General features: G+C 72.7%; 20 protein-coding genes and 1 pseudogene. 16 read left to right on the top strand and 5 right to left on the bottom strand.

Annotated features, from left to right (window positions below; all coding sequences use genetic code 11):
- The first annotated feature begins 166 nt into the window (after positions 1–166).
- The 6 genes from ACIOWN_RS08245 to ACIOWN_RS08220 all read left to right on the top strand — a co-directional run bounded on the left by ACIOWN_RS08245 (position 167) and on the right by ACIOWN_RS08220 (position 6,573).
- Positions 167–490: an integration host factor gene (locus ACIOWN_RS08245; RefSeq protein WP_003977346.1), complete on the top strand. Its 324-nt coding sequence runs from the start codon at positions 167–169 to the stop codon at positions 488–490.
- 58 nt (positions 491–548) lie between these two features.
- On the top strand, positions 549–1,142 hold the full coding sequence (gmk, locus tag ACIOWN_RS08240; RefSeq protein WP_362347115.1) for a guanylate kinase: 594 nt from the start codon (positions 549–551) through the stop codon (positions 1,140–1,142).
- Positions 1,143–1,204: 62 nt separating this feature from the next.
- Positions 1,205–1,477, top strand: coding sequence for a DNA-directed RNA polymerase subunit omega (gene rpoZ, locus ACIOWN_RS08235; protein WP_004933985.1), 273 nt, complete (start codon positions 1,205–1,207; stop codon positions 1,475–1,477).
- 185 nt (positions 1,478–1,662) lie between these two features.
- Entirely contained in the window at positions 1,663–2,865 is a 1,203-nt protein-coding gene (coaBC, locus tag ACIOWN_RS08230; RefSeq protein WP_362347117.1) for a bifunctional phosphopantothenoylcysteine decarboxylase/phosphopantothenate--cysteine ligase CoaBC, read from the top strand.
- Positions 2,866–3,101: 236 nt separating this feature from the next.
- A complete protein-coding gene (gene metK, locus ACIOWN_RS08225; protein ID WP_362347119.1) occupies positions 3,102–4,310 on the top strand; it encodes a methionine adenosyltransferase in 1,209 nt (402 codons plus the stop codon).
- Between the two features lie 115 nt (positions 4,311–4,425).
- Positions 4,426–6,573 (top strand): primosomal protein N', encoded by a 2,148-nt coding sequence (locus ACIOWN_RS08220; RefSeq protein WP_362347121.1) that lies wholly within the window; start codon positions 4,426–4,428, stop codon positions 6,571–6,573.
- A gap of 60 nt (positions 6,574–6,633) precedes the next feature.
- On the opposite strand, the gene ACIOWN_RS08215 is transcribed toward ACIOWN_RS08220, so the two are convergent.
- Positions 6,634–7,167 carry a hypothetical protein gene (locus tag ACIOWN_RS08215; protein ID WP_362347123.1) on the bottom strand — a complete coding sequence of 178 codons (534 nt, stop codon included), beginning with the start codon at positions 7,165–7,167 and terminating at the stop codon, positions 6,634–6,636.
- A 226-nt stretch (positions 7,168–7,393) separates the two neighbouring features.
- On the opposite strand from ACIOWN_RS08215, the gene fmt reads away from it, so the two are divergent.
- From fmt to ACIOWN_RS08175, 8 genes are all read left to right on the top strand, one after another.
- Positions 7,394–8,326 (top strand): methionyl-tRNA formyltransferase, encoded by a 933-nt coding sequence (fmt, locus tag ACIOWN_RS08210; RefSeq protein WP_362347125.1) that lies wholly within the window; start codon positions 7,394–7,396, stop codon positions 8,324–8,326.
- A gap of 82 nt (positions 8,327–8,408) precedes the next feature.
- A complete protein-coding gene (locus tag ACIOWN_RS08205) occupies positions 8,409–9,824 on the top strand; it encodes a transcription antitermination factor NusB (protein WP_362347127.1) in 1,416 nt (471 codons plus the stop codon).
- A gap of 187 nt (positions 9,825–10,011) precedes the next feature.
- Positions 10,012–10,698: a ribulose-phosphate 3-epimerase gene (rpe, locus tag ACIOWN_RS08200; RefSeq protein ID WP_362347129.1), complete on the top strand. Its 687-nt coding sequence runs from the start codon at positions 10,012–10,014 to the stop codon at positions 10,696–10,698.
- Between the two features lie 78 nt (positions 10,699–10,776).
- Positions 10,777–11,820 (top strand): sugar-binding domain-containing protein, encoded by a 1,044-nt coding sequence (locus ACIOWN_RS08195; RefSeq protein ID WP_362347131.1) that lies wholly within the window; start codon positions 10,777–10,779, stop codon positions 11,818–11,820.
- Positions 11,821–11,858: 38 nt separating this feature from the next.
- A complete protein-coding gene (locus ACIOWN_RS08190; protein WP_362347133.1) occupies positions 11,859–12,260 on the top strand; it encodes a ribonuclease domain-containing protein in 402 nt (133 codons plus the stop codon).
- Positions 12,257–12,586, top strand: coding sequence for a barstar family protein (locus tag ACIOWN_RS08185; RefSeq protein ID WP_362347135.1), 330 nt, complete (start codon positions 12,257–12,259; stop codon positions 12,584–12,586). Before ACIOWN_RS08190 ends, ACIOWN_RS08185 begins: the two co-directional genes overlap by 4 nt.
- Positions 12,587–12,718: 132 nt before the next feature.
- Complete coding sequence (locus ACIOWN_RS08180) at positions 12,719–14,161, top strand: GuaB1 family IMP dehydrogenase-related protein (RefSeq protein ID WP_401981140.1); 1,443 nt, start codon at positions 12,719–12,721, stop codon at positions 14,159–14,161.
- 34 nt (positions 14,162–14,195) lie between these two features.
- Complete coding sequence (locus ACIOWN_RS08175) at positions 14,196–14,648, top strand: Lrp/AsnC family transcriptional regulator (protein ID WP_326801655.1); 453 nt, start codon at positions 14,196–14,198, stop codon at positions 14,646–14,648.
- A gap of 75 nt (positions 14,649–14,723) precedes the next feature.
- Here ACIOWN_RS08175 and ACIOWN_RS08170 read toward each other — a convergent pair.
- A pseudogene (locus ACIOWN_RS08170) lies at positions 14,724–15,044 on the bottom strand (hypothetical protein); the annotation flags it as partial.
- A gap of 281 nt (positions 15,045–15,325) precedes the next feature.
- On the opposite strand from ACIOWN_RS08170, the gene ACIOWN_RS08165 reads away from it, so the two are divergent.
- Together ACIOWN_RS08165 and ACIOWN_RS08160 are read left to right on the top strand one after the other, a co-directional pair.
- Positions 15,326–16,114 carry a carbon-nitrogen hydrolase family protein gene (locus ACIOWN_RS08165; RefSeq protein WP_362347141.1) on the top strand — a complete coding sequence of 263 codons (789 nt, stop codon included), beginning with the start codon at positions 15,326–15,328 and terminating at the stop codon, positions 16,112–16,114.
- Positions 16,115–16,164: 50 nt separating this feature from the next.
- Complete coding sequence (locus ACIOWN_RS08160) at positions 16,165–17,877, top strand: NAD(P)/FAD-dependent oxidoreductase (protein WP_362347143.1); 1,713 nt, start codon at positions 16,165–16,167, stop codon at positions 17,875–17,877.
- A gap of 16 nt (positions 17,878–17,893) precedes the next feature.
- Here the strand turns inward: ACIOWN_RS08160 and ACIOWN_RS08155 are convergent, their stop codons facing one another.
- From ACIOWN_RS08155 to ACIOWN_RS08145, 3 genes are all read right to left on the bottom strand, one after another.
- Positions 17,894–18,826 (bottom strand): TIGR03619 family F420-dependent LLM class oxidoreductase, encoded by a 933-nt coding sequence (locus ACIOWN_RS08155; protein WP_362347145.1) that lies wholly within the window; start codon positions 18,824–18,826, stop codon positions 17,894–17,896.
- A 91-nt stretch (positions 18,827–18,917) separates the two neighbouring features.
- Positions 18,918–19,595 carry a DUF5995 family protein gene (locus ACIOWN_RS08150; protein ID WP_401981136.1) on the bottom strand — a complete coding sequence of 226 codons (678 nt, stop codon included), beginning with the start codon at positions 19,593–19,595 and terminating at the stop codon, positions 18,918–18,920.
- Positions 19,596–19,719: 124 nt separating this feature from the next.
- A complete protein-coding gene (locus ACIOWN_RS08145; protein WP_362347149.1) occupies positions 19,720–21,117 on the bottom strand; it encodes a solute carrier family 23 protein in 1,398 nt (465 codons plus the stop codon).
- Positions 21,118–21,233 lie beyond the last annotated feature (116 nt).

Here is a 21,233-nt window from a genome sequence, read left to right as displayed (position 1 = left end):
TCCGGCGGACTGGACCGCTAGTCTCCGTCGAGTGGGGGCGCCTCCCACGCCCTCAAGGTAGTGGGGGAGAACGGGCAAGCGTGTTGCTCGTGGCTCCCCAGGTGTGGGGCGACTAGGTTCCTCACCGGTCCGTATCCGACAGTTCGACATCCGAGGTGACGTAGGCGTGGCTCTTCCGCCCCTAACCCCTGAACAGCGCGCAGCCGCGCTCGAAAAGGCCGCCGCGGCTCGCCGGGAGCGGGCCGAGGTCAAGAATCGACTCAAGCACTCCGGCGCCTCTCTGCACGAGGTCATCAAGCAGGGCCAGGAGAACGACGTCATCGGCAAGATGAAGGTCTCCGCGCTCCTTGAGTCCCTGCCGGGCGTGGGCAAGGTCCGCGCCAAGCAGATCATGGAGCGGCTCGGCATCTCCGAGAGCCGCCGCGTGCGCGGCCTCGGGTCCAACCAGATCGCCTCCCTGGAGCGCGAGTTCGGCAGCACCGGCTCCTGATTCCGGCGGCTCCGGACAGGAGTCCCGGGCACTGCGCGATTGCTGGAATAATCGCCGCATGGCTGTAACACCCCGGGGCGCGACCCCCGTACCCCCGGACGCACGTCCGCGGCTGACCGTGCTCTCCGGCCCCTCCGGGGTCGGCAAGAGCACGGTCGTCGCCCATATGCGCAAGGAACACCCCGAGGTCTGGCTGTCGGTGTCGGCGACGACCCGCAAGCCCCGCCCCGGTGAGCAGCACGGCGTCCACTACTTCTTCGTCACCGACGACGAGATGGACAAGATGATCGCCAACGGCGAGCTGCTGGAATGGGCCGAGTTCGCGGGCAACCGCTACGGCACCCCGCGCGCCGCCGTGCTGGAGCACCTGGAGGCCGGCGTGCCGGTGCTGTTGGAGATCGACCTCCAGGGCGCCCGGCAGGTCCGTGAGTCCATGCCCGAGGGCCGGCTGGTGTTCCTCGCTCCGCCCTCCTGGGAGGAGCTCGTGCGCAGGCTCACCGGGCGGGGGACCGAGCCGCCCGAGGTCATCGAGCGGCGGCTGGAGGCGGCGAAGATCGAACTCGCGGCCGAACCGGAGTTCGACGAGACCCTGGTCAACACCTCCGTCGAGGACGTGGCTCGCGAGCTGCTAGCCTTGATGGACGTTGTGTGATCGTGACAGTGAACGTGACGGTCGCACCGACTGATTCTTTCCCATCCATCGGAAGGTAGAGCGTGTCCTCTTCCATCTCCGCGCCCGAGGGCATCATCAACCCGCCGATCGACGAGCTCCTCGAGGCCACCGACTCGAAGTACAGCCTCGTGATCTACGCGGCCAAGCGGGCCCGCCAGATCAACGCGTACTACTCGCAGCTCGGCGAGGGCCTCCTCGAGTACGTCGGTCCGCTCGTCGACACCCACGTCCACGAGAAGCCGCTCTCCATCGCGCTGCGCGAGATCAACGCGGGTCTGCTGACGTCCGAGGCCGTCGAGGGCCCGGGTCAGTAGTCCGCCAGCAGTCCCCGCGGTTCTTCATATCTGAAGATCGCGGCAGGTTTTTCCACAGGCCCGGCAGCGCGACTGCCGGGCCTGTGGTGTGCTCGGGGGGTGCGGGAGCCGATCCCGCGATGATGCAGCATGGACGCGTACGCCGACGAGCCGCGGCGTACGTGTGTCGAGTGAGGGGAGGCCCGGTGAGCAAGCCCAAGGTCGTTCTGGGGGTCGGTGGCGGCATCGCCGCCTACAAGGCGTGCGAGCTGCTGCGCAGGCTGACCGAGTCCGGTCACGACGTGCGCGTGGTGCCGACCGCCTCCGCGCTGCACTTCGTCGGCGCCGCGACCTGGTCGGCCCTGTCCGGCCACCGCGTCTCCACCGAGGTCTGGGACGACGTCCACGAGGTCCCGCACGTGCGCATCGGGCAGCAGGCCGACCTGGTGGTCGTCGCCCCCGCCACCGCCGACATGCTCGCCAGGGCCGCCCACGGCCTCGCCGACGACCTGCTGACCAACACCCTGCTCACCGCCCGCTGCCCGGTGGTCTTCGCCCCCGCGATGCACACCGAGATGTGGGAGCACCCGGCCACCCAGGCCAACGTGGCGACGCTGCGCCGCCGCGGCGCCGTCGTCATCGAACCGGCGGTCGGCCGGCTGACCGGCGTCGACACCGGCAAGGGCCGGCTGCCGGAACCTGCGGAGATCTTCGAGGTCTGCCGCCGTGTGCTGGCCCGGGGCGCGAGCGAGCCCGACCTCGCCGGACGGCACGTCGTCGTCAGCGCCGGCGGCACCCGCGAGCCCCTCGACCCCGTCCGCTTCCTGGGCAACCGCTCCTCCGGCAAGCAGGGCTACGCCCTCGCCCGGACGGCGGCGGCCCGCGGCGCCCGGGTCACGCTCGTCGCCGCCAACACCGCCCTGCCGGACCCGGCGGGCGTGGACCTCGTCCGGGTCGGTACGGCCGTGCAGTTGCGGGAGGCCGTGCTGAAGGCCGCCGCGGACGCCGACGCGGTGGTCATGGCCGCCGCGGTCGCCGACTTCCGTCCGGCGGCCTACGCGACCGGCAAGATCAAGAAAAAGGACGGCGAGGACCCCGAGCCCGTCGCGCTGGTGCGGAATCCGGACATCCTCGCCGAGATATCAGCCGAACGGGCGCGGCCCGGACAGGTGATCGTGGGATTCGCCGCCGAGACCGACGACGTCCTCGCCAACGGGCGCAAGAAGCTCGCCCGCAAGGGCTGCGACCTGCTCGTGGTCAACGAGGTGGGGGAGCGCAGGACCTTCGGCGCGGAGGACAACGAGGCCGTGGTGCTGGCCGCCGACGGCGTCGAGACACCCGTGCCGCACGGACCGAAGGAGGCCCTGGCCGAGACCGTGTGGGACCTGGTGGCCGCCCGGCTCGGCTGAGCGCCCCCGGCCCGTACGGCCCCGCCGAACTTCGAAGCCCGGCGCGTGGCGGCTCTGGTCAAGGTCGCCGGGCTTCGGCACAATGCCCGTGCCGCAGGTCACAGCACTCCCGAGAGGCGAGACAGGTGGGCCGGCGGCCGAGCGCGACCGATAAACTGTTCTCGGACGACGCCGGCGCAGCCCCGTGCCCGTCCGCCAATGATCAGCCAGCAGCCGCTGCAACCACAGGGAGCGTTGTGTCCCGTCGCCTGTTCACCTCGGAGTCCGTGACCGAGGGTCACCCCGACAAGATCGCTGACCAGATCAGCGACACCATTCTCGACGCGCTTCTGCGCGAGGACCCGACCTCCCGGGTCGCCGTGGAGACACTGATCACCACCGGCCTGGTGCACGTGGCCGGCGAGGTCACCACCAAGACCTACGCGGACATCGCGACCCTGGTCCGCGACAAGATCCTCGAGATCGGCTACGACTCCTCCAAGAAGGGCTTCGACGGCGCCTCCTGCGGTGTGTCCGTCTCCATCGGCGCGCAGTCCCCGGACATCGCCCAGGGCGTGGACGCGGCGTACGAGCAGCGGGTCGAGGGCGACGAGGACGAGCTGGACCAGCAGGGCGCGGGCGACCAGGGCCTGATGTTCGGCTACGCCTCCGACGAGACGCCGACGCTGATGCCGCTGCCGATCTTCCTGGCGCACCGGCTGTCCAAGCGCCTGTCGGACGTGCGCAAGAACGGCACGATCCCCTACCTGCGCCCGGACGGCAAGACCCAGGTCACCATCGAGTACGACGGCGACAAGGCGGTCCGCCTGGACACCGTGGTGGTCTCCTCGCAGCACGCCTCCGACATCGACCTGGACTCGCTGCTGGCGCCCGACATCCGCGAGTTCGTCGTCGAGCCGGAGCTGAAGGCGCTGCTGGACGACGGCATCAAGCTGGAGACCGAGAGCTACCGGCTGCTGGTCAACCCGACCGGCCGGTTCGAGATCGGCGGCCCGATGGGCGACGCGGGCCTGACCGGCCGGAAGATCATCATCGACACCTACGGCGGCATGGCCCGCCACGGCGGTGGTGCCTTCTCGGGCAAGGACCCGTCCAAGGTGGACCGCTCGGCCGCGTACGCGATGCGCTGGGTCGCCAAGAACGTGGTGGCGGCGGGTCTGGCCGCCCGCTGCGAGGTCCAGGTCGCCTACGCGATCGGCAAGGCCGAGCCGGTGGGCCTGTTCGTGGAGACCTTCGGTACCCACAAGGTGGAGCCCGAGAAGATCGAGAAGGCGATCGACGACGTCTTCGACCTGCGTCCGGCCGCCATCATCCGCGACCTCGACCTGCTCCGCCCGATCTACGCCCAGACCGCCGCGTACGGCCACTTCGGCCGTGAGCTGCCCGACTTCACCTGGGAGCGCACGGACCGCGTGGACGCGCTGCGCGAGGCGGCGGGCCTGTAGGGCCGGGGCCACAAGGCCCCCCGGCCGCCGCGAGACCTGAGCGAGGCCCGGACCCCACGTGGGTCCGGGCCTCGCTCGCCGTCGGTTGTCGGTCCCGTTTGGTAAGAATGCAAGCGTGAGCAGCGAGAACGGGACGGGGGACGGCGGGGCCGCGGGGGCGCCGCCGGAGCAGCTTGCGCTCATCCGGGAGACCGTGCGCAAGGCGAAGGAGCCACGGGCCAAGCCGCGCACCTGGCGCGGTGCCGCGCTCGCCGGGCAACTCCCCGTGGCGCGCGTACTGGTCGACAAGGGCGCACTGCACCTCGACCGGTACTTCGACTACGCCGTACCCGCCGAACTGGACGCGGACGCACAGCCCGGAGTGCGCGTGCGCGTGCGGTTCGGAGCCGGACGGCACCGGGTGCGCGAGGGGCGGCGCGAGGGCGGCGGACTCATCGACGGGTACCTGATCGAGCGCCGGGCCGAGTCCGACTACGCGGGGCCGCTCGCCGCGCTCGCCCAGGTCGTCTCGCCCGAGCCCGTGCTCGGCGAGGAACTGCTCGGCCTGGCCCGGGCCGTTGCCGACCGGTACGCGGGCAGCCTCGCCGACGTGCTCCAACTCGCCGTGCCGCCGCGCAGGGCGCGCGCCGAGGAACGGCCCTCGCCCGCACCGCTGCCGCCGCCGTCCGCACCCGACGCGGGCTCCTGGGCCCGTTACGAACGGGGGGCCGCGTTCGTGCGGGCCCTGGCCGCGGGCGGCTCGCCGCGCGCCGTGTGGAACGCGTTGCCCGGACCCGAGTGGAGCGAGGAACTGGCCCGCGCCGTCGCCGCCGCGCTCGCCTCGGGACGCGGCGCGCTCGTCGTCGTCCCGGACGGGCGGGCCGCTGCCCGGGTCGACGCCGCGCTGACGGCCCTCCTCGGCGAGGGACGGCACGCGCTGCTCACCGCCGACGCGGGGCCGGAGAAGCGGTACCGGCAGTGGCTCGCCGTACGCCGGGGCTCGGTGCGGGCCGTCGTCGGCACCCGGGCCGCCATGTTCGCGCCCGTGCGGGACCTCGGCCTGGTCGCCCTGTGGGACGACGGGGACGACAGCCACAGCGAGCAGCACGCGCCGCAGCCGCACGCCCGCGAGGTGCTGCTGCTGCGCGCCGCGCAGGACAACTGCGGTTTCCTGCTGGGCGGTTGGAGCTGCACGGTGGAGGCGGCGCAGCTCGTCGAGAGCCGCTGGGCCGGGCCGCTCGTCGCCGCGAGGGAACAGGTGCGGCGGGCGGCACCGCTCGTGCGCACGGTGGGCGACGCCGAACTCGCCCGGGACGAGGCCGCGCGGGCGGCCCGGCTGCCCTCGCTCGCCTGGCAGGCGGCCCGGGAGGGGCTGCGGCACGGGCCCGTGCTGGTGCAGGTGCCCCGCCGGGGCTATGTGCCGCGGATGGCCTGCGCGCAGTGCCGGGCGCCCGCGCGGTGCCGGCACTGCGCGGGACCCCTCCAGGGGCAGGACGCCGGGGCGCTCGGCTGCGGCTGGTGCGGGCGGGAGGAGCCGGGCTGGCACTGCCCGGAGTGCGGCTCGTTCCGGCTGCGGGCCCAGATCGTCGGGGCGCGGCGGACCGCCGAGGAACTGGGCCGGGCGTTCCCGTCCGTGCCGGTGCGGACCTCGGGGCGCGAGCATGTGCTGGACACGGTGCCGGGGACACCGGCGCTGGTGGTGAGCACCCCGGGCGCGGAGCCGGTCGCCGAGGGCGGGTACGCGGCGGCGCTGCTCCTGGACGGCTGGGCCATGCTCGGGCGGCCCGATCTGCGCGCCGGTGAGGACGCGCTGCGGCGGTGGACGGCGGCCGCCGCGCTGGTCCGGCCCCAGCCGGAGGGCGGCACCGTGGTCGTCGTGGCCGAACCGACCCTGCGGCCGGTGCAGGCGCTGGTGCGCTGGGACCCTGTCGGCCACGCCCTGCGAGAGCTGTCCGAGCGCGCCGAACTGGGGTTCCCGCCGGTGTCCCGCATGGCGGCCGTGTCGGGCCCGGCGGAGGCGGTGTCGGACTTCCTTCCCACCGTCGAACTACCGCGGGAGGCAGAGGTTCTGGGACCTGTCCCGCTGCCGGTCACGCCTGCCGGCCGCCCCCGCCGCTCCGGCGCGCCCCCACCCGGCGAGCACTGGACGCGCGCCCTGATCCGCGTTCCGCCCGGCACCGGGGCCGCCTTGGCCTCCGCCCTGAAATCCGCCCAGGCGACCCGCCTGACCCGCGGAACTGCCGACCCGGTCTGGATCCGCGTCGACCCACCGGACATCGGCTGACGCCTCCGCCTGGGCCCTCCCGGGTGCCGGCCGGGAGGGCCCAGCGGCCGGGAGGGGGTGTCAGCCGTTGCGAGGGCCGGGGAAGGCGGTGGGGCGGGGGTCGTCGCGGAGGACCGGGCTGCCGACCGTCGGCTGGGTGGGCATGGAGCGGGCCGCGGGGACCGTGGGGATGCCGGTGCCGACGTTGACCGCACGGGTGCCCGCCGGGTCCGGGGCCCGCTCGGCCTCGGCCGCCGCCTGGGCCGCCACGCGGCGGGCGCCGTAGCGCCGGTGGACCGCCTGCTTGGTGACACCGAGGGCCGAGCCCACGGCGTCCCACGAGAAGCCGAGCGAGCGGTCGAAGTCCACGGCGGCCGTCACCAGGGTCTCGACGCTGTCCCGCAGCTCCTGGGCGAGACGGACGGTCGGGGCTGGGGCACGTCCGTAGACGACGAAGCCCGTGGAGGGGCCGGAGCGGCGCGGACGGTAGACGTTGCCGAGCTGGGCCGTGAGCGTGCGCAGCGCGTCCACCTGCCGGCGGACCCGCTCGATGTCCCGCACCAGCAAGTGAAGGCTGGCCCGGGCCTGGGCGTCGTGGGTTGCGTGGTCGGCCATGAACAAGCCTCTCGAACCGGCGTTGAAAGGAATCGGGCCGAACAGCGGCCCGCTGTGGTCAACTCTTTCTTGACCAACGCGCTCGCGCTCCACGGGTCACGGTGTGGGGGCGTAGGGATACATACGTACGCCCCTGTGCGCCGGACGCGCGCTGCGCGGCCAGTACGTGGTCATAGACTGGTGCGCTGCCCGCCGTCCATCCCGCCCGAGAGGCCCAAGCCACCCCATGAAGCTCGTCTTCGCCGGTACCCCCGAGGTCGCCGTTCCCGCTCTGGACGCACTGCTCGCCTCCGGGCGGCACGAGGTGGCCGCCGTCGTCACCAGGCCCGACGCACCGGCCGGGCGCGGGCGCAGGCTGGTCGCGAGCCCGGTGGCCGAACGGGCGGAGGAGGCCGGGATCGAGGTGCTCAAGCCGCTCAAGCCGCGGGACCCGGAGTTCCTGGAGCGGCTGAGGGAGATCGCCCCGGACTGCTGCCCGGTCGTCGCCTACGGCGCCCTGCTGCCCAGGGTGGCCCTCGACATCCCCGCCCACGGCTGGGTCAACCTGCACTTCTCGCTGCTGCCCGCCTGGCGCGGCGCCGCCCCCGCGCAGCACGCGCTCATGGCCGGGGACGAGATCACCGGCGCGTCCACCTTCCTCATCGAGGAAGGACTCGACTCCGGCCCGGTCTACGGCACCGTCACCGAGGTGATCCGGCCCACCGACACCAGCGGCGACCTGCTCACCCGGCTCGCCCTCGCCGGCGCCGGACTGCTCGCCGCGACCATGGACGGCATCGAGGACGGCACCCTCAAGGCCGTGCCGCAGCCGGCCGAGGGCGTGACCCTCGCCCCCAAGATCACCGTGGAGGACGCCCGGGTCGACTGGACGGCCCCCGCCCTGCGCGTGGACCGCGTGGTACGCGGCTGCACACCGGCGCCCGGCGCCTGGACCACGTTCCGCGGCGAGCGGCTCAAGCTGATCCACGCCGCCCCGGCGCCGCAGCGCACCGACCTCGCCCCTGGCGCGCTCGCGGTCGGCAAGAACGACGTCCACGTCGGCACCGGCTCGTACGCCGTCGAGCTGCTGTGGGTCCAGGCGCAGGGCAAGAAGCCGATGCGGGCGGCGGACTGGGCGCGCGGCGCGCGCATCGCCGAGGGCGAGACGCTCGGGGGCTGACCGGGCGGCACGGACCGGGACGTAGGCTGGGAGCACCGCGTGTCCGAGCGCGGCGCACCCAGACAACCGGAGCACCTTTTTCGTGAGCGACACCCGTCGGCCCCGCAGGCCCGCCAAGCCCTACCGCCGGCCCCAGAAGGACCCCGTCCGCATCCTCGCCTTCGAGGCGCTGCGCGCCGTGGACGAGCGGGACGCCTACGCCAACCTCGTCCTGCCCCCGCTGCTGCGCAAGGCGCGCGAGAAGGGCGATTTCGACGGCCGTGACGCCGCGCTGGCCACCGAGCTGGTGTACGGCACGCTGCGCCGCCAGGGGACGTACGACGCGGTCATCGAGGCCTGCGTCGACCGCCCGCTGCGGGAGGTCGACCCGCCCGTCCTGGACGTGCTGTCGCTCGGCGCCCACCAGCTGCTCGGGACACGCATCCCGAGCCACGCCGCGGTGTCCGCCACCGTCGAGCTCGCCCGGGTCGTCCTCGGCGACGGGCGGGCCAAGTTCGTCAACGCCGTGCTCCGCAAGGTCGCGCGCAACGACCTCGACGGATGGCTGGAGAAGGTCGCCCCGCCCTACGACGACGACCCCGAGGACCACCTCGCCGTCGTCCACTCCCACCCCCGCTGGGTCGTCTCCGCCCTGTGGGACTCCCTCGGCGGCCCACGCGCCGGGATCGAGGACCTGCTGGAGGCAGACAACGAGCGGCCGGAGGTCACACTGGTCGCCCGGCCCGGACGGGCCACCACCGAGGAGCTGCTGCGCGAGGAGGCCGCGGTGCCGGGCCGCTGGTCGCCGTACGCCGTGCGGCTGACCGAGGGTGGCGAACCCGGAGCCGTGGACGCGGTACGGGAGGGCCGGGCCGGCGTCCAGGACGAGGGCAGCCAGCTCGTCGCGCTCGCCCTGGCGAACGCCCCCCTCGACGGTCCCGACGGCAAGTGGCTCGACGGATGCGCGGGCCCCGGCGGCAAGGCGGCCCTGCTGGCCGCGCTGGCCGCCGAGCGCGGAGCCGTCCTGCTCGCCTCCGAGAAGCAGCCCCACCGGGCCGGACTCGTGGCCAAGGCACTGGCGGGCAACCCCGGTCCTTACCAGGTGATCGCCGCCGACGGCACGCGCCCCGCGTGGCGGCCCGACAGTTTCGACCGTGTCCTCGTCGACGTCCCCTGCACCGGCCTCGGTGCCCTGCGCAGGCGTCCCGAGGCCCGGTGGCGGCGCCGCCCGGAGGACCTGGACGGTTTCGCCCCGCTCCAGCGCGGCCTGCTGCGCACGGCCCTGGAGTCGGTGCGCGTCGGCGGTGTGGTCGGCTACGCGACCTGCTCCCCGCACCTGGCCGAGACCCGTGCCGTGGTCGGCGACGTGCTCAAGCAGTTCCCCGAGACCGAGCTGATCGACGCCCGCCCCCTGCTGCCGGGCGTCGGGGCCCTCGGCGACGGCCCCGACGTACAGCTGTGGCCGCATCTGCACGGAACCGACGCGATGTACCTGGCCCTGATCCGCCGCACCGGCTGACCGGCCCCGCCGCCTCGCGGACCCTCCGTGGAGCGGGCCCTTCGCGGGGGCGGGCCGGGCGCGCCGCCCCCGATCCGCCCCCGCGGAGGGCGGCCCCGTCCGGGCACCATCGCCGCCGTCTCCCGGATTCGGATTCCAGTGGGGTACCGGGGCGGACCGGAGGGCCGGGACATGGCACGCTTGGGGCATGGCCGTGCAGATCAACCCCAGCATCCTGTCCGCCGACTTCGCGCGCCTCGCCGAGGAGGCCAAGGCGGTCGAAGGGGCCGACTGGCTCCACGTGGACGTCATGGACAACCACTTCGTCCCGAACCTCACGCTCGGCGTGCCCGTCGTGGAGTCCCTGGCCCGGGCTACGGACACCCCGCTGGACTGCCACCTGATGATCGAGCAGCCCGACCGCTGGGCGCCGCAGTACGTCGAGGCGGGCGCCTCCTCCGTGACGTTCCACGTCGAGGCGGCCGCCGCCCCCGTCCGGCTGGCCCGTGAGATCCGCGCCAAGGGTGCCCGGGCCTCGATGGCACTCAAGCCCGCCACCCCCATCGAGCCGTACGAGGACCTGCTTCCCGAGCTCGACATGCTCCTGATCATGACGGTGGAGCCGGGCTTCGGCGGCCAGGCCTTCCTCGACATCATGCTGCCCAAGATCCGCCGCACCCGTGAGCTGATCGGCAAGCACGGCCTTCAGCTGTGGCTCCAGGTGGACGGCGGGGTGTCGGCCTCGACGATCGAGCGGTGCGCGGAGGCCGGCGCGGACGTGTTCGTCGCCGGCTCGGCGGTCTACGGTGCCGAGGACCCCGCGGAAGCGGTGCGTGTCCTGCGCGGTCAGGCAGAATCGGCCACCGCCAAGGGGTCCTGGGCATGCGGCCACTGAACAACGGCTGCGTGAACGGCAACCATCAGGGCTGATCAAGCGCGCCGCATCTGCAAGGATGAACGGTGAATCCAGAGTGTGAACAGCAGTGAGGAGATCGCCGTGTCGGGTATGTCGGCGGGCCGGTCAGCCATGCGGATGGGGCCCGCTGAGCTGGTGCAGGCGGCGGCCATGGCCCGCCGTTTCTACCTCGAGGGCAAATCGAAGATCCAGATCGCCGAGGAGTTCGGCGTCAGCCGCTTCAAGGTGGCCCGGGTCCTCGAGACCGCTCTCGAACGGGATCTCGTGCGCATCGAGATCCGCGTGCCCGCCGAGCTGGACGCCGAGCGCTCCGACGCGCTCCGCGCCCGCTACGGCCTCAGGCACGCCGTCGTGGTCGAGTCCCCGGCCGAGGCAGAGGAGACGCCGGACCCCGAGAACCTCGGCGAAGTGGCCGCCGATCTGCTCGGCGAGCTCGTCGACGAGGGAGACGTGCTGGGTCTGGCCTGGGGCCGGTCCACCATCCACATGGCGGCGGCCCTGAACCGGCTGCCGCCGTGCACGGTGGTGCAGCTGACCGGCGTGTACGACGCCGGGACCTCGGAGCGCGGCTCGGTGGAGGCCGTGCGCCGCGCCGCCCAGGTCTCGGGCGGCGACGCCCACCCCATCTACGCGCCGATGCTGCTGCCGGACGCGGCCACCGCGACCGCGCTGCGCCACCAGACCGGAATCGCGCGCGCCTTCGAATACTTCGACAAGGTCACGGTCGCCTGCGTGTCCATCGGTTCCTGGGAGCCGGGCATCTCGACGGTGCACGACATGCTCAGCGACGAGGAGCGGGCCCACTACGCCTCGCTCGGCGTCGCCGCCGAGATGGCCGCGCACCTCTTCGACGCCGAGGGCCGCCGGATCGGACGGGACCTGGGGGAGCGGTGCATCACCGTCAAGGCCGACCAGTTGCGCCGTATCCCCGAGGTCGTCGCGATCGCGGGCGGGCAGCGCAAGGCGGCCGCGATCGACGCGGTGCTGCGGTCCGGCCTGGTCACCAGCCTCGTCACGGACACCTCGGCCGCGGACTATCTGATGACGGCGGGCCCCGCCCCCCGGTCCGCTCTCAACAGGGCGGACCCGGACGGCACCTGACGAGCACACGGCGGGGCGGCCGTGGGAGCATCGTCGGCATGCTGCTGCGGTTCGTCCCCCGTGTGTTCGCGGGGCTCCTCGTCACGCTCGCCGTCCTCCTGACGGGCTGCTCGCCCTCCGGGCAGGCCGGTTCCGACCCCTCCGCGCCGTCGTGGGCCCGCGGGATGGCCACGGTCAGCCGGTCCCGGCTGCCGGCCGAGGCCCGGCAGACCCTCGACCTCATCGACAGGGGCGGCCCCTACCCGTACCGGCAGGACAACACCGTGTTCGGCAACTTCGAGGGGCGGCTGCCCAAGGAGCCGCGCGGCTACTACCACGAGTACACAGTGCGGACCCCGGGGTCGCGCGACCGCGGGGCCAGACGCGTCGTCGCCGGTCAGGGCGGGGAGTTCTACTACACCGATGATCACTACAACACGTTCCGGGCGGTACTGAGATGAGCGAAGACCTGGCGAACCGGGTCGTGGTCACGCTGGACCTCGACGGTGTCACGGACAAGGCAGGGCTGATGGACCGCGCCGTCCGTGACCTCGCGCTGCCCGACTGGTTCGGACGGAACTGGGACGCGCTGGCCGACAGCCTCGGTGACGAGACCCTCTGGCCCGCCGAGGCCGTGAAGCGCGGAATGCTGGTCGTGGTCCGGGACTGGCAGGCGTACGCGCAGGCCAGGCCGGAGGAGTGGGAGATCGCCGAGGAGGTGTTCGCCTCCGCGAGGGGCGGCCGGCCCGAGCTGGACGTCGCCCTCGCGCTTGGAGGTTCCTCCTAGCCGGCCGGCGGCCGGCCTGGACGTTCCGTCCGGGCAGGGCACGCTCCCCGCCATGGGAGAATGAAGTACGTGCTCTTTCCCCCTGACGGACCTGTCCGGGGGTCACCTCTGATCGACTGGGATGTGCGGCACGTGCGTTTCCTCAATGACATCCAGCCCGCGTACGACCTGACGTACGACGACGTCTTCATGGTGCCGAGCCGCAGTGCGGTCGGCTCACGTCAGGGCGTGGACCTCGGTTCACCGGACGGCACGGGCACCACCATCCCGCTCGTCGTCGCCAACATGACCGCCATCGCCGGGCGCCGCATGGCCGAGACCGTGGCCCGCCGCGGCGGCCTCGTGGTCCTCCCGCAGGACATCCCGATCGACGTCGTCACCGACGTGATCTCCTGGGTCAAGAGCCGCCACCTGGTCCTGGACACCCCGATCGTGCTGGCCCCGCACCAGACCGTCGCCGACGCCCTGGCCCTGCTGCCCAAGCGCGCGCACAACGCCGGCGTCGTCGTCGACGAGCAGCACCGGCCGGTCGGCGTGGTCACCGACCGGGACCTGACCGGCGTCGACCGCTTCACCCAGCTCGAAGTGGTCATGAGCAAGGACCTGCTCCTGCTGGACGCGGACATCGACCCGCGCGAGGCCTTCAACACCCTGGACGGGGCCAACCGCCGGTACGCGCCCGCCGTGGACAGGGACGGCAGGCTCGCCGGCATCCTCACCCGCAAGGGCGCCCTGCGCGCCACGCTGTACAGCCCGGCCACCGACGCGCAGGGCAAGCTGCGCATCGCCGCCGCCGTGGGCATCAACGGCGACGTGGCCGGCAAGGCCGAGCAGCTGCTCGGCGCGGGCGTCGACACCCTCGTCATCGACACCGCGCACGGCCACCAGGAGTCGATGATCAACGCCGTCAAGCTGGTGCGCGACCTCGACCCGCGGGTGCCCGTCGCCGCCGGCAACATCGTCTCCGCCGAGGGCGTCAAGGACCTGATCGAGGCGGGCGCGGACATCGTCAAGGTCGGTGTGGGACCGGGCGCCATGTGCACCACCCGCATGATGACCGGCGTGGGCCGCCCGCAGTTCTCCGCGGTCCTGGAGTGCGCAGCCGAGGCGAGGAAGTACGGCAAGCACGTCTGGGCCGACGGCGGTGTCCGCCACCCGCGCGACGTGGCGATGGCGCTCGCGGCCGGCGCTTCCAACGTGATGATCGGCTCCTGGTTCGCGGGCACCTACGAGTCGCCGGGTGACCTCCAGCACGACGCCAACGGCCGTCCCTACAAGGAGTCGTTCGGCATGGCCTCCGCGCGCGCGGTGCGCAACCGCACCTCCGAGGAGTCGGCGTACGACCGCGCCCGCAAGGCGCTGTTCGAGGAGGGCATCTCCACCTCCCGGATGTTCCTCGACCCGGCCATGCCGGGCGTCGAGGACCTGATCGACTCGATCATCGCGGGCGTCCGCTCCTCGTGCACCTACGCCGGGGCCGGCTCCCTGGAGGAGTTCGCCGACAAGGCCATCGTCGGCATCCAGAGCGCGGCCGGCTACGCCGAGGGCAAGCCGCTGCACGCCAGCTGGAACTGAGCCCGCCGAGTACCCGAGAAGTGAACCACCGACAGTGCTGAACGATCTCGACGAACGCATCGTGCACGCCCTCGCCGAGGACGCCCGCCGCTCCTATTCGGACATCGGGCAACTGGTCGGCCTGTCCGCGCCCGCCGTGAAGCGGCGCGTGGACCGGCTGCGCGCCACCGGGGCCATCACCGGTTTCACCGTCCGGGTCGACCCGGCGGCACTCGGCTGGGAGACCGAGGGGTTCGTCGAGATCTACTGCCGGCGCCATACTTCGCCGGAGACGATCCAGCGGGGCCTGGAGCGCTACCAGGAGGTCGTGTCCGCCTCCACCGTCACCGGTGAGGCGGACGCGATCGTCCAGGTCTTCGCCGCCGACATGCGCCACTTCGAGCGCGTCCTGGAGCGCATCGCCGGCGAGCCCTTCGTGGAACGGACGAAGTCCGTCCTGGTGCTCTCCCCCCTGCTGCGCCGCTTCTCGTCGGGCGCGCCGGGTTAGGCCTCCCGCTCGGACCATGCCGGGTTCGCGGGCCCCGATGCCTGATCCGGCCTGATCCGAACGGAAGACCCCGGGTCAGGGGCGGCAGCGCGTCGTCGACTTCCGGTCGATCGCCGAGAGCAGGCGCCGCATGCCCATCGCATGCCCGCCCGTGGAGACCAGTCGCCGGTAGAGGGCTCCGGCCGGGCCGGGGAAGGCGGCCCGGGTCTCGGCGCACAGCCGCGAACGCCCGGGACCGGCCGGTTCGAGGCGGAACGTCAGCGCGTACGACGAGAAGCGGTGGCATCCGGTGAGGACCAGCTCCCGGCCCGTGTCGGCGGCGACCACCCGGAACCCGGGGAGAGTCGAGCCCTCCGCGAAGGGGCGCGGTCCGGACAGCGCGCGGTCGGCGCACCCAGGTCCTCGACTCCCCGGACGTACGTCAGGGGCACCCCGAGGCCGGCGCGGCGCGTGGCGAGTGCCCGGGGGGTCGGCCCGGAGCCGTCGCGGGAGGCCGCGGGGCGGCTGCGGGGCCCGTGCTGCGACCTCGTCGCGCGGGGGCGCAACGAATCGCCGTTCATCCTGGTTGCACGCAACGATTCGCTCACCGGCGCGCAACGGCTCCTGCTTGTCCGCCGAAGACGGCCGAACATACGGTCTAAGCGACCCCCGACGCCCCGTACCGCTGAGGAACATCCATGCGCACCGCCCTGCTCCAGAGCTCCGGCCGTCCCGGCTCCGTCGGCGAGAACCTCAAGGTCCTCGACGCCGCCGCCGGCCGGGCCGCCGCCGCCGGGGCCGGGCTGCTGGCGACGTCGGAGCTGTTCCTGACCGGATACGCGATCGGCGACGACATCGGCCGGCTCGCCGAGCCCGCCGACGGCGACTGGGCGGACGCGGTCGCCGAACTGGCCTGCCGGCACGGACTGGCCGTCGCCTACGGCTACCCGGAGCGGGAGGGCGAGACGGTCCACAACTCCGTCCAGCTGATCTCCGCCGACGGCACCCGCCTCGCCAACTACCGCAAGACGCACCTGTTCGGCGACTTCGAGCACGCCCAGTTCACACCGGGCGAGCAGCCGGTCGTCCAGGCGGAGCTGAACGGACTGACCGTCGGCCTGATCATCTGCTACGACGTGGAGTTCCCGGAGAACGTACGCGCCCACGCCCTCGCCGGCACCGACCTCCTCGTCGTCCCGACGGCGCTGATGCACCCGTTCCAGTTCGTCGCCGAATCCCTGGTCCCGGTGCGCGCCTTCGAGAACCAGATGTACATCGCCTACGTCAACCGGGTCGGAACCGAGGGCGAGTTCGAGTTCGTCGGGCTCTCCGCCCTGGCCGGCCCGGACGGGGTGGCCCGCACCCGCGCCGGACGGTCCGAGGAACTGGTCCTCGCGGACGCCGGTCCCGCGTTCCTCGCCGCCTCCCGCGAGACCAACCCGTATCTGGAGGGCCGCCGCCCCGGCCTCTACGGGTCCCTCGTCTGAACCACCCGAACCCCCCACCCCAGTTCTTTCGCGCAAGGAGTCCGTACCCCATGACGTCCACGGTGCCCAACGCCGTCGAGCACGCAGGCGAGCAGCAGCCGCCGATCACCATGTTCGGCCCGGACTTCCCGTACGCGTACGACGACTTCCTCGCCCACCCGGCGGGTCTCGGCCAGGTCCCCGCGACCGAGCACGGCACCGAGGTCGCGATCATCGGCGGCGGCCTGTCCGGCCTCGTCGCCGCCTACGAGCTGATGAAGATGGGCCTCAAGCCCGTCGTCTACGAGGCCGACAGGATCGGCGGCCGGCTGCGCACCGTCGGTTTCGAGGGCTGCGACGAGTCGCTGACCGCCGAGATGGGCGCCATGCGCTTCCCGCCGTCCTCGACCGCCCTCCAGCACTACATCGACCTGGTGGGCCTCGAAACCCGGCCCTTCCCCAACCCGCTGGCCGAGGCGACCCCGTCCACCGTCGTCGACCTCAAGGGCGAGTCGCACTACGCCGAGACCATCGACGACCTGCCGCAGGTCTACCGGGACGTGGCGGACGCCTGGAACAGATGCCTGGAGGAGGGCGCCGACTTCTCCGACATGAACCGCGCCCTGCGCGAGCGCGATGTGCCGCGCATCCGCGAGATCTGGTCCCGGCTGGTGGAGAAGCTCGACAACCAGACCTTCTACGGTTTCCTGTGCGACTCCGCGGCCTTCCGGTCCTTCCGGCACCGGGAGATCTTCGGCCAGGTCGGCTTCGGCACCGGCGGCTGGGACACAGACTTCCCCAACTCCATCCTGGAGATCCTGCGCGTCGTCTACACCGAGGCCGACGACCACCACCGCGGCATCGTGGGCGGCTCGCAGCAACTGCCTCTGCGGCTGTGGGAGCGCGAACCGGAGAAGATCGTGCACTGGCCCTACGGCACGTCGCTGAGGTCCCTGCACGTGGACGGCGAACCGCGCCCCGCCGTGACCCGGCTGCACCGCACCGCGAACAACCACATCACGGTGACGGACGCGAACGGCGACATCCGCACCTACAAGGCCGCCATCTTCACCGCCCAGTCCTGGATGCTGCTGTCCAAGGTCCAGTGCGACGACGCGCTCTTCCCGATCGACCACTGGACCGCGATCGAGCGCACCCACTACATGGAGTCCAGCAAGCTGTTCGTGCCCGTGGACCGGCCCTTCTGGCTGGACAAGGCCGTCGACGACAAGGGCGAGCCGACCGGCCGGGACGTGATGTCGATGACGCTCACCGACCGCATGACCCGCGGCACCTACCTGCTCGACGACGGCCCGGACAGGCCCGCCGTCATCTGCCTCTCCTACACCTGGTGCGACGACAGCCTGAAGTGGCTGCCGCTGTCCGCGAACGAGCGGATGGAGGTCATGCTGAAGTCACTGTCCGAGATCTATCCGAACGTCGACATCCGAAAGCACATCATCGGCAGCCCGGTGACCGTGTCCTGGGAGAACGAGCCCTACTTCATGGGCGCGTTCAAGGCCAACCTGCCCGGCCACTACCGCTACCAGCGGCGCCTGTTCACCCACTTCATGCAGGACCGGCTGCCCGAGGACAAGCGGGGTGTCTTCCTCGCCGGCGACGACATCTCCTGGACGGCCGGGTGGGCCGAGGGCGCCGTGCAGACCGCGCTGAACGCGGTCTGGGGTGTCATGCACCAGTTCGGCGGCGGCACCGACCCGGCCAACCCCGGCCCCGGCGACGTCTACGACGAGATCGCTCCGGTCGAACTCCCGGAGGACTGAGGGGAGTTGAGGGCGGTCACACCCCGGCCGCCCGCGCAGCCCCGAACACCTCCGCGGCGACGTCCTTGAGCTCCTCGGCGTCCCGCAGGCGGCCCTGCACATCGATCAGGATCTCCTCCATGCCGATCGCCGCGTACGCGAGGAGGTCCTCGGCGATCTGGGCCGCGCTGCCCTGGAAGGGCCGGCGCCCGGCACCGTCGTACGCCTTGGCCGAGTACGCCGCGTTCACCCGCAGCACCGTGCGGATCGGCTGCTGCCGGCCCCGCTCGGCGGCCAGGTCCCGCACCGCGTCCCACTCGCTCGCGAGCCGCTCGGCGCCGCCCGCGGCCACCGGCAGCCAGCCGTCGGCGTGCTCGACGAGCCGCTCCCTGGCCTTTCGGGTGCTCGCGGCCAGCAGGATCGGGATCGGCCGGGCCGGCTTGGGGCCCACCACGGCCGACTCGATCTTCGTGATACGGCCGTCGTAGCGCACCGGGTCGGGCCCCCACACGGCCCTGCAGACGTCGATCACCTCGTCCAGCACCCGGCCGCGCTCCTTGATCGGCCGGATCCCCGTCGCCGCGTACTCGTCCAGCGACCAGCCCGTGCCGAAGCCGGCGATCACCCGGCCGCCCGAGGCCGCGTCCAGCGAGGCGAGGGACCGGGCGAGCTGGAACGGCACGTGCAGCGGCGCGACCAGCACGCTGGTGCCCAGCCCGACCCGCTCGGTGGCCGCCGCGGCCAGGGCGAGGGTCACCAGCGGGTCGGCCACGTGCCGGTAGGAGTCGGGCCAGGGCACGCCCTCCATGCCGTACAGCCCCTGCGTGGCGGGCTCCGGGAACAGGGCCCGCTCGTAGACCCACACGCTGTCGTAGCCGACGCGCTCGACGGCGCGTGCCACGTCGGGCACGTCCCTGCCGAGGTCGTACTGACGGTTCTGCGGAAGGCCGATTCCCAGCCGGGTCGCCATGACGGTGCGCTCCTTCGTGATCGTCCGTGTCCCATGGTCAACGTACAGTGATCATGAGGCTGTTCCGGGAAGGTGCCCGCGGATGTCCGGATCAGCCGGACAGCGGAGTGAGCATCATGCGGCAGTCGAAGCCGACCGCCGTGTCCAGCCGCCGGGCGAACTCCTCGGCCACGTCGGGCAGTCGGCGCAGGGCCCACAGCGCCCGCGCCGCCGACCAGCTCGCCTCCCGCGCCCGCTCCAGGTCCCATGAACCGAGCAGGTGGGTGAGGGGGTCGGTGATCCGGAGCAGTTCGGGACCGGGCGTCAGGTCCTCGCGGACGCGTTCCTCCAGCGCCAGGAGGAAGTCGCCGACGCGGTCGAACTCGCCCTCCAGGTCGACCGGTTCGCACCGCGCCGCCCGGCAGGCGTCCAGCACGGCGAGGGCCAGGTCGTGGCCGATGTGGGCGTGGAGGCCCGCCAGCGCGAACTGCGCCGGCCGTACCCCGGGGTGCCGGCGGAACTGGAGCACCGGCCGCCAGCAGGCGGGTGTCCGCCGCGCGTCGGCGGCCGCGTCCACGGCGGCGAGGTACCGCCCGGCGAGCGGCGCGTCCAGCGTGGTCGCCGGCCACCGGCGGGCCGCCTCGGTGACGGCGAGGTACACACGGTGGAAGACCGCGATCCCGTCGCGCTCGGGCAGCGCGGCGGCCAGGTCGCGCATCCGGACGACCGTCGCGTCCACCGCGCCGCCTGGGCCCGGACCGCCATGGGTGAGTTGTGCCGATTGCCCCATGGAGGCAGCGTCCCAGGCCCCGGCCGGCCCGGGCGCCGACGGGCCCGGCGCGTCCCCGGAACGAGGGAACGCGCCCGCCGACGGAACGGGCGGGGCGCTCCCACGGGGCAGGCGGGGCGGCGGCCTACGAGGCCGGCCGGGTGCCCTCGGCCTCCTCGCCGTACGACGACGTGCCCTCGTCCAGCAGCGGCTCCTGCCGCTTGAGGTGGGCCGGCGCGAAGGCGCGCAGCGCGTGGTAGCCCGTGATGACGACCAGGGTGCCGAGCGCGATGCCGCTGAGGGAGAAGGTGTCGCTGAACTTCAGGCTGACGTTGCCCACGCCGATGATGATGCCCGCCGCGGCCGGCACCAGGTTCAGCGGATTGCGCAGGTCGACCTTGGCGTTGATCCAGATCTGCGCGCCGAGCAGACCGATCATGCCGTACAGGATGACGGTGATGCCGCCGAGGACACCGCCCGGGATCGCGGCCACTACCGCGCCGAACTTGGGGCAGACGCCGAACAGCAGCGCGAATCCCGCGGCGGCCCAGTACGCGGCGGTGGAGTAGACGCGGGTCGCGGCCATCACGCCGATGTTCTCGGAGTAGGTGGTGTTCGGCGGACCGCCCACCGCGGTCGACAGCATGGAGGCCACACCGTCCGCCGAGATCGCGGTGCCGAGCTTGTCGTCCAGCGGGTCGCCGGTCATCTCGCCGACCGCCTTCACATGCCCCGCGTTCTCCGCGACCAGCGCGATGACGACGGGCAGTGCCACGAGGATCGCCGACCACTGGAAGCTGGGTCCGTGGAAGGACGGCAGCCCGATCCAGTCGGCCTTGCCCACACCCGAGAGGTCCAGGCGCCAGTGGTCGGTGAGCCTGCCGCCCGCGTCCACGGAGTGGATCTTTCCGAGGACCCGGTCGAACACCCAGGAGATGCCGTAGCCGAAGACCAGCCCGAGGAAGATCGCGATCCGGGACCAGAAGCCGCGCAGGCACACGACGGCCAGACCGGTGAACAGCATGACGAGCAGGGCCGTCCACTGGTCCTGCGGCCAGTAGGTGGAGGCGGTGACGGGAGCGAGGTTGAAGCCGATCAGCATGACGACCGCGCCGGTGACGATCGGCGGCATCGCGGCGTGGATGATCCGTGCCCCGAAGCGCTGCACGGCGAGACCGACCAGGAACAGCGCGGCACCGACGACGAACACCGCGCCGGTCACGGTGGCGCTGGTGCCGCCCTGCGCCCGGATGACCGCGGCGACGCCCACGAAGGAGAGCGAGCAGCCCAGATAGCTGGGCACCCGGCCGCGGGTGGCGAGCAGGAAGATCACGGTCGCGACGCCCGACATCATGATCGCGAGGTTGGGGTCGAGGCCCATGAGCACGGGGGCGACGAAGGATGCGCCGAACATGGCCACGACGTGCTGCGCGCCGAGTCCTGCCGTGCGGGGCCAGGAGAGTCGTTCGTCGGGCCGTACCACCGCTCCGGGTGCGGGCGTGCGCCCGTCACCGTGCAGCTTCCAGCGCACGCCGAGGTCCATGGTGGGATTTCGCTTTCTCTGTACGTGGAGCCTGTCCGCACCATTGTCGGGGGTGCCGGAGGGTCCCGTCCCCACCCGCCCCTGCTCAGCGCCGTCGAGGCCGCGCTCAGGCGCCG

It is taken from the genome of Streptomyces sp. NPDC087787 (assembly GCF_044743035.1).
In the GTDB taxonomy this organism is placed as follows: domain Bacteria; phylum Actinomycetota; class Actinomycetes; order Streptomycetales; family Streptomycetaceae; genus Streptomyces.
Note: the sequence above shows the minus strand (reverse complement) of the source record. Positions and strands in the feature narration are given on the sequence as shown.

Coding starts and splice junctions, on each gene's coding strand:
- ACIOWN_RS08160 (WP_362347143.1), top strand. CDS start 16,165: ATGACGTCCACGGTGCCCAACGCCGTCGAGCACGCAGGCGAGCAGCAG.
- ACIOWN_RS08190 (WP_362347133.1), top strand. CDS start 11,859: ATGCTGCTGCGGTTCGTCCCCCGTGTGTTCGCGGGGCTCCTCGTCACG.
- ACIOWN_RS08150 (WP_401981136.1), bottom strand. CDS start 19,595: ATGGGGCAATCGGCACAACTCACCCATGGCGGTCCGGGCCCAGGCGGC.
- ACIOWN_RS08155 (WP_362347145.1), bottom strand. CDS start 18,826: ATGGCGACCCGGCTGGGAATCGGCCTTCCGCAGAACCGTCAGTACGAC.
- ACIOWN_RS08215 (WP_362347123.1), bottom strand. CDS start 7,167: ATGGCCGACCACGCAACCCACGACGCCCAGGCCCGGGCCAGCCTTCAC.
- rpe (WP_362347129.1), top strand. CDS start 10,012: ATGGCCGTGCAGATCAACCCCAGCATCCTGTCCGCCGACTTCGCGCGC.
- ACIOWN_RS08145 (WP_362347149.1), bottom strand. CDS start 21,117: ATGGACCTCGGCGTGCGCTGGAAGCTGCACGGTGACGGGCGCACGCCC.
- ACIOWN_RS08185 (WP_362347135.1), top strand. CDS start 12,257: ATGAGCGAAGACCTGGCGAACCGGGTCGTGGTCACGCTGGACCTCGAC.
- ACIOWN_RS08165 (WP_362347141.1), top strand. CDS start 15,326: ATGCGCACCGCCCTGCTCCAGAGCTCCGGCCGTCCCGGCTCCGTCGGC.
- fmt (WP_362347125.1), top strand. CDS start 7,394: ATGAAGCTCGTCTTCGCCGGTACCCCCGAGGTCGCCGTTCCCGCTCTG.
- gmk (WP_362347115.1), top strand. CDS start 549: ATGGCTGTAACACCCCGGGGCGCGACCCCCGTACCCCCGGACGCACGT.